At 62.5% G+C, this 11181-nt stretch carries 11 protein-coding genes; 9 read left to right on the top strand and 2 right to left on the bottom strand.

Annotated elements, in window-relative coordinates; all coding sequences use genetic code 11:
• Nucleotides 1-5: 5 nt before the first annotated feature.
• Both WG899_RS16190 and WG899_RS16185 read right to left on the bottom strand, forming a co-directional pair.
• Nucleotides 6-2087 (bottom strand): diguanylate cyclase domain-containing protein, encoded by a 2082-nt coding sequence (locus WG899_RS16190; RefSeq protein ID WP_339596691.1) that lies wholly within the window; start codon nt 2085-2087, stop codon nt 6-8.
• Nucleotides 2084-4168 carry a diguanylate cyclase gene (locus WG899_RS16185; RefSeq protein WP_339596690.1) on the bottom strand — a complete coding sequence of 695 codons (2085 nt, stop codon included), beginning with the start codon at nt 4166-4168 and terminating at the stop codon, nt 2084-2086. The genes WG899_RS16190 and WG899_RS16185 overlap by 4 nt, the downstream gene beginning before the upstream one ends.
• A 331-nt stretch (nt 4169-4499) precedes the next feature.
• Between WG899_RS16185 and WG899_RS16180 the strand changes: the two genes are divergently transcribed.
• The 9 genes from WG899_RS16180 to WG899_RS16140 are packed head-to-tail and all read left to right on the top strand — an operon-like array spanning nt 4500 to nt 11173.
• Nucleotides 4500-5246: a TetR/AcrR family transcriptional regulator gene (locus tag WG899_RS16180; protein ID WP_339596689.1), complete on the top strand. Its 747-nt coding sequence runs from the start codon at nt 4500-4502 to the stop codon at nt 5244-5246.
• Nucleotides 5243-5686, top strand: coding sequence for a hypothetical protein (locus tag WG899_RS16175; RefSeq protein ID WP_339596688.1), 444 nt, complete (start codon nt 5243-5245; stop codon nt 5684-5686). Before WG899_RS16180 ends, WG899_RS16175 begins: the two co-directional genes overlap by 4 nt.
• Nucleotides 5686-6189: a DUF2867 domain-containing protein gene (locus WG899_RS16170; protein ID WP_339596687.1), complete on the top strand. Its 504-nt coding sequence runs from the start codon at nt 5686-5688 to the stop codon at nt 6187-6189. The genes WG899_RS16175 and WG899_RS16170 overlap by 1 nt, the downstream gene beginning before the upstream one ends.
• Before the next feature lie 7 nt (nt 6190-6196).
• The gene (locus tag WG899_RS16165) at nt 6197-7540 is read left to right on the top strand and encodes an ABC1 kinase family protein (RefSeq protein WP_339596686.1); all 1344 of its coding nucleotides are present in this window, start codon (nt 6197-6199) and stop codon (nt 7538-7540) included.
• On the top strand, nt 7537-7953 hold the full coding sequence (locus WG899_RS16160) for a DUF4345 domain-containing protein (protein WP_339596685.1): 417 nt from the start codon (nt 7537-7539) through the stop codon (nt 7951-7953). Before WG899_RS16165 ends, WG899_RS16160 begins: the two co-directional genes overlap by 4 nt.
• Nucleotides 7950-8651 carry a molybdopterin-dependent oxidoreductase gene (locus tag WG899_RS16155; RefSeq protein WP_339596684.1) on the top strand — a complete coding sequence of 234 codons (702 nt, stop codon included), beginning with the start codon at nt 7950-7952 and terminating at the stop codon, nt 8649-8651. The genes WG899_RS16160 and WG899_RS16155 overlap by 4 nt, the downstream gene beginning before the upstream one ends.
• A complete protein-coding gene (locus tag WG899_RS16150) occupies nt 8648-9103 on the top strand; it encodes a DUF6463 family protein (protein WP_339596683.1) in 456 nt (151 codons plus the stop codon). Before WG899_RS16155 ends, WG899_RS16150 begins: the two co-directional genes overlap by 4 nt.
• A 25-nt stretch (nt 9104-9128) precedes the next feature.
• Nucleotides 9129-9983 (top strand): alpha/beta hydrolase family protein, encoded by an 855-nt coding sequence (locus tag WG899_RS16145; RefSeq protein WP_339596682.1) that lies wholly within the window; start codon nt 9129-9131, stop codon nt 9981-9983.
• Nucleotides 9984-10006: 23 nt separating this feature from the next.
• Entirely contained in the window at nt 10007-11173 is a 1167-nt protein-coding gene (locus tag WG899_RS16140; protein ID WP_339596681.1) for an SMP-30/gluconolactonase/LRE family protein, read from the top strand.
• The last annotated feature ends 8 nt before the right edge of the window (nt 11174-11181 follow it).

Raw genomic sequence — 11181 nt, 5'->3', positions numbered from 1 at the left:
GCGGTTCAGCTCGCCTGCGGACCCAAGACCTGGGTCAGGCTGACCCGTTCAGACGAGCAGGCCGCGTCGAAGTCAGCCTCGATCTGGACCAAGGCGTCGGTGTCCCGCGCATCGACAGTGGCGATGCCCATGGCCCTGTTGCGGCCCTGCGACTTGGCGGTGTAGAGCGCCATATCGGCCCAGTTGACGGCCTGCTCCCAAGGCAGGGTCAGCTTGGAAGGTGGCAGCGGGAAATGCGCAAAACCAATCGACACGGTGACGCGCAGCGGGCCGTCCTCGGTCGCCACCGGCGTGCCCCCTACGCCGTTCAGCACACGCTCGGCCAATTGCGCCAACTGCTCCTGGCCCACATCCGGGGCGAAGACCAGAAACTCTTCGCCGCCCCAGCGCACCACCAAATCCTCGGCGCGCACCGCCTGGCTCAGGCGCCGCGCCACCTCGCAGATCACCACATCGCCGATGCCATGACCGTACTGGTCATTGACATGTTTGAAGTGGTCGATGTCTATCATCATCAACGCCCCGTTGAAGGTGGCCTCCTTGGGGCTTTGCTGCTGCTCCATCACGGTCAGGAAATAGCGCCGGTTGGCCAGCTCGGTCAGGGGGTCGCGTTCGCTTTGGGCGCGCAGCAGGGCTTCGTTGGCCTTCAACTTTTTGTTCGCCACCCGCACCCGGTTGACCATCACCCCGGCCAAGATCAGCGACAAACCGAGCAGAGCCGCCACCGCAAAGCCCACCTGTTGCGCCAGTTGGCGATTCGCCAGTTGACGCTCGACCAGGGACTTGTCGCGCACCAGCAGGTCCAACTCGGTTTGCTTGCGGTCGCTGTCGTACTTGACCTTCAGCTGCTCCAGCGAGGCTTCACGATTGCGCGCCACCAATTCGGCGTTCAATTTGCGTTCCAGGTGGAAGTTGGCAATCGCCTCCTTCGGCCGGCCGGCCTTGGCCCAGGCCTCGCCTTGCTCGCGCAGCTCTTCCATCTGGGTGGCCTTGCCCACCTGGTCTTTGCTGGCCTGCTCCGACAGCAAAATTTCGCGATGGGCCGCGTCGAATTGGCCCAACAGGATCAAGGCCTGGATCAGATTGTTGCGGGCCGCGCGTTCCGGGCGATGGTCACCATACTCGTGCAAGCGTGGCAGCGCCTGCTCCACCAGGGCCTTGGCGCGGGCCGGTTGACCAAGGCGCAGATTGGCATCGGCCAGGCTGACCTGGAAATATGCCGCGACATGCGGAGCATCTGCCTTCTTGGCGAAGTCCAGCGCCTCATCGAGCGCTCGCACCTGGGCTTGCGTTTGTCCAAGCCGGGCCGCCATCGCGGCCTCATAGCCTTTGACATGGGCCAGCATCAAGGCATCGCCCTGGGCGATTTGTAGCGCCTGCGTGATCCAGCGCCGGGCCGGCTCGGCTTGCTCCATCAGCTGATTCAAAAGCCCCAATGAGGCCATGCTCATCACCCGCAGGAACTGGTCATGGCCGGCTTCGGCCAGCGCCAGCCGGCGCAGTGACGTCGCCTCGGCCCGTGCCATGGCGCCTTCGTTCTGCTGCTTTTCTTCGCGCAAACGCAGGGCCGACCAAGCGCTGCGGAAGTCGCAACCTTCCGAAATCGCCTGCACCGCTGGCTTTGCCTCGGCACACCAGGGCGCCAAGGCGGCCAAGGCCTTGTCGGCATGCTGCGACGCCTCTTCGGCACGACCGCCATAGTCCGCCTCTTCGGCGCGCAGCACATGCGCGCGGGCCTGTTGCTGCGGGTCCTGTGCCAAGCGATTGGCGATCGCCAACACAGCTGGGCTATTGTCCAAACGCATCTGGATGCGCGCTTCGGTGGCCAAGAGCTGCGCGGCAAAGCCTTGCTTGGCGGGCTCGGCCTGCCATTGACGCAGCGTTTGCAGCGCTTGGGTGGGTCGGTCAAATGCCTGCAATTGCAAGGCACTCAACTGTTGATCCAAGGCGGCATCAAAGACCGGCAAGGCGGACTTGGCCGCGCCGGCGTAATCATTGGCCGCCGTTTGAGCCATGCTGGGAAGCGCGGCCATGACGCTCAGGCTGAGCGTCAGCAGGCCTGACTTGAAACCAAAGCGAAGCCTCATGCCGCGACCGCCGTTTCAGGACTGTGCGCCGGGCTTTGCGGCCCGCTCAGGGCACGCAGCTGCACGCTGCCCTCGTGCCAGGCAGCCTCCATCCGGCCGGCCAGCGCCAGCAGTGCCGGCTCGTCGCTGGCCTCAATCGATTCGATGCCATAGGCCTTGTTGCGTCCATGCGCCTTGGCCATGTACATGACCGTGTCGACCAGGTCGATGGCACGCTCCCAGCTCAAAGCGAGGCCGTGCGGCGCGACCGGGAAGGTGGCAAAACCAATCGAGGCCGTGATGGGAATTTGCAAGGCGCCATGGTTCACCGGCTGCTCACCGATCTGGTCCAGCAGACGTTGCGCCAAGGTATTGGCGTACTCCGGGTCGCGCGTCTCAACCACGATCAAGAACTCTTCGCCGCCCCAGCGCACCACCAGATCCTCTTCGCGCAAGGTGGCGCGCAAACGCCTGGCAATGTCCACCAGCACGGTGTCACCGGCCGCATGGCCGTGCACGTCGTTGATGCGCTTGAAGTGATCGATGTCGATCAGGAACACCGTGCCGCTGAGCTTGCCTTGGTCGGCCAAGCGCTTGATGGCCGCCTGGAAATGGCGACGGTTCGACAAGCCGGTCAGCGGGTCGCGCTCGCTCTGCTTGCGCAAGGCTGCATTGCTGTGCGCCAGCGATTGGTTGGTCTTGCGTATGCGTTGATAGGCCAAGGCCAACAAGACGCCAAACAAAAGCACGCAACCGGCCAGCGCAGCCCACAGCTTGAGCTGCAGATTGCGCGCCACCAACTGCTCGCTCTTCAAGCTCATGTCGCGATTGAGCAGTTCGAGCTCCTTGCCGCGACGCTCGTCGTCATAGCTGGCCTGCGTCTCCAGCACCGCTTTCTGGGTCTCCTCCCGCAAGACCTGGTCGATCAGCTTGCGATGGTGGTGGTAGGCCTCGATGGAGCCGGCCAAATCGCCGGCCCTCTCTAGATACTGGCCCTGCTCGAGATAGCCGAGGGCCGCGCCATTGAGGGCGCCACGTTTGAGTTCGATCTCGGTGGAGGCCTGCACATCTCGCTTGCCTTCTTGAATCCGCTTCATGGCGATCTTGGCCAAGCCCATATTGGCCAAAGCCAACGATTCGGACGACAGGTCTTTGTCCTTGCGGGCCAGGGGCAGGCTTTCTTCGGCGTGCTTTAAGGCTTCCGGGTAATTGCCTTGCTTCAGATGGAAGTCGGCATAGTTGCCCAGGGCCAAGGCGATTCGATCGAGGGCCCCGGACTGCCGCGCCACGCGCAGCGCTTCTAGCTTGGCTTGCTGCGCCAACTGAACGCGCCCCAACTCCGCATAGACGATGCCACGCTGGGTGTGCACCGAGTACTGCAGCGTCGGATCCGGATCCAGTTCCACCTCTTTCAGCGCCTCTTCCGTCGTCTGCTCGGCGCGCTCGAGTTGCTGCGCCTGCACATAAGCATCGGCAAGATCAATCCGTACCGAGGCCCGGCGCCAAGTGGCGCCACTGCTTTCGGCCAACTTCAAGGCGGTATGCAGATGAGTCAGGGCGAGTTCCATCTGCCCGGTGTCTGACTGAAGCCGGCCGAGCATCTGATACGCAGTGATCAGCAAAGGCAGCGGTGTATTGGCTGGGGTATAGGCGGCCAGACCGGTCAGTTCCAATTTGGCCGGCTCCATCTGGCCGACCGCCAAAAGCCGGCGCGCCTTCAACAGATGAGAGACCAAATCCGCCTGCGGCTTGCTGGCCGCCTTGGGCCATGCCGCCAACAGGGCCTGAGTAGCCGCGAGCGCCTCATCCTGCCGGAAGCGAGCCTGCAGGCCGCCCTTCAAGTACAGCACCCGCAGCAATTCCGGGCTACCGGGCTGCAGGCTGGACTGCAGACTTTGCAACTCTTGCAGCGAGTTGTCGGCCTGCAAGGAACCGCGCCGTTCGATGCGATCCAGTTGCTCCAGCGTTGACAACTCAGCCCGTGCCGCGGGCACCCACAGCACTTGCAACAACAGCAACAGCGCAAATCCAAACAGCCGGCTGTGCACGCTGACGCCCGCGCGGGAACGCGAAACCTTGCCTGCGAAATTGCCTATGCTCATCGCGACTTCTATCGGCATCCTTCACCCTGACTTGACTCGAACCGGTAACCAGCGACCCGCCGAAACTAAAGGTTCGAGACATTATTCACGTCCTCAACCGGCACCGACCCGGCCCCTCGCCTTTTTGTTCACTCAAGCACTCGGCCAAGTAAAGACCTGGCCGCGCTGCAGTGTAGTGAAAGCGGCCGCGCCTGGAACTTGCGGTTATCGAGCAGTCCAAGCCTGCCTCACCGGCCAAATTTTTGGGGACTCTGGCCTTCATTGAATTAAATAAAACCAACACTCCTTAAAATTTGCTACATTGCCATTCAAAGAATAGTTAGTATTAATTATGCGCACCAGCAAAAGCCAGCAAGAGAAGACCCGCCGACTGATCCTGCGCACCGCCGTCGATCTGATGACGGCCCAGGGCTTTGACGGTACGACGATGAAACAGATCGCCCGTGCCGCCGACCTGGGTGACGCAACGATCTACAAATACTTCCCCAGCAAAGAGAAGCTGGTGCTGGCTTATTTCGAGCAAGCATCGACCGACGCCCTGGTCTTGATGCAAAAGACCAAGGGCCAGCAAGCCTTCGGCCTGCAAGAGCGCCTGCAGTTGCTGCTGGACAGCCTGCTGGAGTTGCTGCTGGCGGACCGTGAGTTCGTGGCCATCGCCCACCAGATGGTGCAGGGTGCACCGATGCTGCTGGTGGGCCAGAGCATGCCCGGCAAGGAGCAATTGCGACAGGCTTTTGTCGAGATGCTGGAGCAGGCCGAGGCCGCCGGCGAGATCGCCCCCTGCGCCTTCAAGCCCAGCCTGGGCGGCCTGCTGGCCGACTATGTCTATGGCATCGCCGCCTATTGGCTGAAGGACGACTCCGAGCAATTCGGCAACACCACCCAACTGGTCGACCTGAGCCTGGGTGTGTTGGTCTTGGCTCTACAAAGCGGCATCGTCAACAAGCTGCTCGATCTGGGCGGCTTCATGTTGCGCAGCCAGCTGGCCCGGCTGCTGCAGAACCAGGGCGGCGGTTTGATCGAGCTGCTGACCCTGGCCAATCGCGGTCTGGCCGCCGGCGCGGGAGCCCCGCGATGAAACACGATGTCAATGCCTGGCTGCTGCTGGCTGCCGCCCTCAGCGGCATCGCCGCGCTCTTGCATGTCTTGATCATCTTCGGCGGTGCGCCCTGGTACCGCTTCTTCGGCGCGGGCGAGCAGATGGCGCGGATGAGCGAAGCCGGGCACTGGTGGCCGCCGCTGCTGACCAGCGGTATCGCGCTGATCCTCGGCCTGTGGGCGCTCTACGCGCTCTCGGCCAGCGGTTTCGGCTTGTCCTTTCCTTTCGCGCTGCCCTGGCCCAGGCTCGCGCTGAGCCTGATCACGGCCGTCTACTGCCTGCGCGGACTGGCCATCATTCCTCTGCAGCTCATCGCGCCAAAACAAGTAACGCCCTTTCTGCTCTGGAGCTCCCTGATTTGCATGGGCTTCGGCCTCGTGCATCTGATCGGCCTGCGGCAGGCCTGGGGCCAATTGTGATGAAGCCGCGCATCCAAGCCACGGCGCTGCCCGCCACCAGCCGCATCGCCCGGACCCTGCCCGGCGCCGACTTTGCCGACTGCTACAGCTACGCCGATCCGCGTCCCGAGCACAGCGCCCTGCAAAGCTATCTGAGCCTGACGGCGCACACGCCGGCCTGGATGAACGCGCTGATGGCCGTGCGCAATCAGGCGGTGCGCTTGGTCGGCTTGAAAAACCTCGGCGCGCTCGCTCCCCGCCAGCGCAGCCAGCCCGCTGAAGCGTATCGGGTCGGCGACCAGGTTGGCATCTTTGAACTGCTCGAACTGCAGGCCGATGAGGTGATCCTGGGCGATGACGACAAGCACCTGCGCGTGCAGGTCTCGCTCTACAAGGCCGAAGGGCGCATCTGGCTCAGCACCGTCGTGCACCAACACAACCGGCTAGGGCGCTGGTACATGAGCGTGGTCGGCCCGGTGCACACGCGAATCGTGCCGCTGCTGCTGGCCCAAGCGAAGGGCTGAGAACCCGATGGGCGGCAAACTCCCCCGTACCGGCCGCCTGGCGCGCGGCGCCATTGCCGGCGCCGCCGTGGCGCGCGCCGGGGTGGCACATCTCGGTCACCGCCTGGGTCAGATGGGGCAAGACCTGACCCCCAGCACGGAAGCCGCGGACCAGGCCCGGGCCGCCCACGAAGCCAAGCTCGGCCGCATCCTGTTTGGCGCCCTCAATCAACTGAAGGGCACGGCGCTGAAGGCCTCGCAGCTGCTCAGCATGGAGCTGGGCCTGCTGCCCGAGCCCATGCGCAAGGAATTGGCGCGTGCCCATTACCAGGTCACGCCGCTGAACCGCGCACTGGTGATCAAGCTGATGCGGCAAGAGCTGGGCGCCGGGCCGGATGAGTTGTTTGCCAGCTTTGAGCCGCAGGCTTTCGCAGCAGCCAGCCTGGGGCAGGTACACGCGGCCACGCTGCACAGCGGTGAGGCGGTCGCCGTCAAGCTGCAATACCCCGGCATGGCGTCCTCCATTCACAGCGATCTGGCGATTCTGCGCACGCTGCTGCAGGCCCTGGGCCGCGGCCCCGCTTTGCCGCAGCCGCATGTGATCGACGCGCTGATGGACGATATTGCCGCCAAGCTGGCCGAGGAGCTGGACTATCAGCATGAAGCCGAGCAACTGAGCTGGTTTGCCGAACGCCTGCAAGACCAGCCGGCCCTGGTGCTGCCGCGGCCGGTGGCCGCGCTGAGCAGCCGGCGTATCTTGACCATGCAGCGGCTGCAAGGCCTGCATCTGGACGAGTGGCTGGCCACCGGGCCCAGCCAGACCGAGCGCGACCACTATGGCCAACTGCTGTTTGACCTGTTCCTGCGCAGTGTCTTTGAGCTGCAGCGCCTGCAAGCCGACCCGCACCCGGGCAACAGCTTGTTCATGCCGGAGGGGCGACTGGGCCTGCTGGACTTCGGCTGCACCCGCAGCTTAAGCGCCGGTTTTTGCCAGCACCTGAGCGCTGCCTGGGGCGCACTGCTGCGCCGGCCTTGCAACACCGCCGCCTTGCAACAAACCTATGTGAACTTGGGGCTGCTGCGCCCGGAGATGAGCGCCGAAACCTTTAGCCAAGAGCTGCTGCCGGCGCTACAAGATTTGCTGAACTGGCAAGTGCGCCCGTTCACCGAAGCGGTGTTTGACTTCGGCCAGCACCCGCCGCCGCCGCGCACCGGCGCCGCGCATCAACGCACCGCCGTCGGCCATCTGCAAAGCATGGCGCCCGAGTTACCCTATTTCGACCGCAGCTATCTCGGCCTGCTGCAAACGCTGCGCGCACTCGGCGCACGCGTGCGCACCACCAACTGCTGGATTCATTCCTCTTCGATATGAAACCCTCGACAAGCCTACGCACACTGCAAGTCTGTACCGCCCTGCTGGGCGTGGTGCCCTTGCTGACCGGATTGGTCGGGCTGGCCGGCCTGAGTGACCCGATCTACGCCGATGCGCACTTGCCAGCCCATGCCTTGCTGGACGGCAATCTGCGCTTTCTGAGTGGGGTCTGGCTGGGGCTGGGCGCGGCCGTGCTCTGGCTGGTGCCGAGGATCGCCAGCCAGACCGCCTTGTTCCGCATCTTGTGGGGCATGATTTTTCTGGGCGGCCTGGGTCGCCTGCTGTCCATGCTCTTTGCCGGCTGGCCGCCGCTGCCCTTTGTCGGTTTCACCCTGCTGGAGTTGCTTGGGGCGCCGCTCTTCATCGTCTGGCAGACCCGCGTGGCGCGCCAAGTCGCACTCGGGCAGGCATGAAGCACGGCAGCCTGCCACCCGGCCAACACGAGCGGGATGACTTCCCTCGCTTCGGGCTGCTGCCCTTTGCGCACCGATTCCCGGCGCGGCCGCATCACATCGACCTGCGCGTCTGTGGCGCGGTGCGCAACGAAATTGAACTCGACGCGGCCAGTCTCGCCCGTCTGCCGCGCGTCGAGCAAAACAGCGACTTCCACTGTGTCACCGGTTGGTCGCAGCGCGGGCTGCGCTGGAGTGGGGTGCGCCTGCGCGAGGTCTATGCGCAGTTGATCCTGCCCCTGGCCGGCCCGGCGGACGATGCCTTGTTCGTCGTCTTGCGAGGGCAGGACGGCGCGCGCTGCAGCCTGCCCTTGGCCGATCTGCTGGCCGACGATGTACTGCTGGCGGACCGCTTGAACGGGCAGACTCTGACGATCAGCCATGGGGCACCGCTGCGCCTGGTGGCCCCGGCCCATTACGGCTACAAAAACATCAAGCACCTGTGCCGGCTGGAGTTCCACCGCGATCTGAGCGGCTACCGCCCCTCGGCCTATCGCTTCATGGAGCATCCGCGCGCCCGCGTCGCTGCGGAGGAACGTGGCCAGGGGTTGCCCGGCTGGCTGCTGCGCCTGCTTTACCGCCCACTGATCCAGTTCACGGCGACGCGCTTTGCGCGCGCCAGCACCCAATACCAAAGAGACGGAGGACCTTTGCCATGACTGACCTGACCCGCCCCAACACTCCCCCGAAGCAAGCACCCCGCCGCCATTGGATCGGCCACAGCCTGCTGGCCGTGGCGGCTCTGCACACGGTCTTCGCTCTGCTGGTTTTTCAGCGACCGCTGCTGAGCATCGTGCAGCGCGGTGTCTTCAACACGGTGGGCCAAGACCCAATGAGCGCGGCCACCGTCTGGTTCCTCTTGTTTGGACTGCTCTTGGCCATGCTGGCCCCGGCCATCACAGCCCTGGAGCGCAGCGGCGATGCCAAGACCCTGCGTCGACTGGGTTGGGGATTGCTGGCACTCTGCAGCTTGGGCGTGCTGCTGATGCCGAGCTCAGGCTTCTGGCTGGCCATGCCCGCGGCGATCGCGCTGCTGCGCTGGACGGACCACATGCCTGTGGCCTGGGCTGCCGCCCCCTCCGCCAAACAATCCGCCAAACAATCTGCTTAAGCCACTCATCGCAACTCAGCCCCTCATGTTCAAGCTTCTGACCCATTTGCTGGTTTCTTGTGCAGCCTTGTTGGCCGCCCCTTGCTTCGCCGCCGATTACGACTACGAGATCAAGTCCGTCCAATACAAAAATCTAGCCGCCCGGCTGTATTTGCCCAAAACCCAGGAGAAAGTCCCTGCGGTCATCGGTTTCGGTGGCTCGGACCCGAGTTGGGGATTTGCCGACGCCAATGGCGCCATGATGGCGTCCAAGGGCATTGCGGTCATTGGGCTGGTTTACTTCAAGACCGAACCGGGTTTGCCGGCCACGCTGGACCATATTCCGATGGAGTATTTCATCAGCGCGGTCGACTATGCACAAACCGTCAAGGAAATTGATGCCAGCCGCATCGGCGTGGTCAGCGGCTCGCGCGGTTCGGAGGCTGGTTTTCTTTTGGCCATACTGGACCCACGCATCAAATCAGTCGTCATCACCACGCCCAGCAAAGTGGCTTGGTCGGGTATGACCTCGCCTCAGTCGGCTTGGACTTATCAGGGCAAGGATATCCCCGCGCTCGATTTGCCTGAGTTGCCAAACACCCCCCAACTTGAGCGTTTTCATATCGCCTTGGCAGACACCGAGAAAGTCAAGAAGGCCACATTTGCCTTTGAGAAAATCCAAGGGCCAATTCTGTTAATTTCTGCTGAGAACGATCAAATTTGGCCGGGCACCGCGATGAGCCATGACATCATGACCTATTTGAAGGACCACGATTTCAAATACCCAGCGCGCCACAAGTCCTATCCCACCGGCCACGCCTTCAGCCAAGCCACTGCTCCCGAGATCAAACAAATGATCGTCGATCATTTTGTGAGTACGCTGAAAAACATCAGTCCTTAAACTAAGAAGCATCTGATCAAGCCATGCCTTTGAAAACATCCCTTCCGGCCTCGACGCCCCGACTGCTGCTGGTTTGTTTTCTATTGGCACTCAGCCTATTTCTATTGAGTGCCTGTACGGGGACAGCCATCGGTCCATGCCGAGCGAGTGTTCAAAATGGCATAGAAACCCTGTGTGGTTTTAAAAATCCCGAGGACATCAGGCGCCTGCCCGATCAGAAAACCCTGCTCATCAGCGAAGTCGGCATCCTGGGCAAGCCGAGTTCCGGGAGTTTGAAGTTTTTCGACACGCAATCCAAAAACATCAATCAGGCTTTCCCCTTTGACGCCGCGATGAATCAAGCCGCGGTGAATCCCCCGGCGGGGCAGTCCGTCTGGGGGGCCAGCAACTGCCCCGGCAGTCCAGGGACTGAGTTCTCGCCCTTGGGTATCTCGGTACAGCAACGCTCCGATGGACGCTGGCAGGTGGCGGCCGTCAACCATGGTCAGCGTCAGAGCATCGAGATGTTCGAATTAATTAAAGTTGGCGCACACTACGGTTTAGAGTGGCGCGGCTGCGTCATCCCTCCAGAGGAGGTATTGATGAATAGCGTGACACTGCTGCGCAATGGCGGCTTTCTTGCCACCCATATGTTTGACCGCCAAGCCCCCAGCCTTTTTGGCGTCAGCACCGGCATCTGGAAATCGCAACTCGGCATCGATACCGGCTACGTCTTTGAATGGCAGCCCGAAAAGGCCACCGAATTTCGAATTTTGGCCGGTAGCCACGGCCCATTTTTGAATGGTATTGAGTTGAGCGCCGACGAAGCCAGCGTGTTTTTCAGCGTCACCTCGGCAAATGAGATTCGCAAACTCGATCGCGTCAGTGGCAAATTGATCGGGTCCACGCACATGGAGCGACCGGACAATCTCAGCTGGGATTCGCAGGGCTTTTTATTGGCCGCCTCGCTGACCGGTTCCAGACTGGAGAATTTCATCTGCATCCAGCACACCGGTGAAACCTGCGGCCTTGCGTTTCAAATCTATCGCATCGACCCGAAGGATATGAGCAAACAATTGCTGTTTGCGCATGAAGGCGCGCCGATGGGGGCTGCCACGGTGGCGCAGCCCTTGGGTGACGCGCTCTATTTAGGTTCTTTCACCGGGGACAGGATTTTGAAAATACCGTACCCCCCAGCCGAGTCAACCTGAAAATCGAT

It is taken from the genome of Paucibacter hankyongi (genome assembly GCF_037482915.1).
In the GTDB taxonomy this organism is placed as follows: Bacteria; Pseudomonadota; Gammaproteobacteria; order Burkholderiales; family Burkholderiaceae_C; genus Paucibacter_A; species Paucibacter_A hankyongi.
The sequence above is the reverse complement of the archived record's forward strand: the minus strand, read 5'-3'. Positions and strand labels throughout refer to the sequence as shown.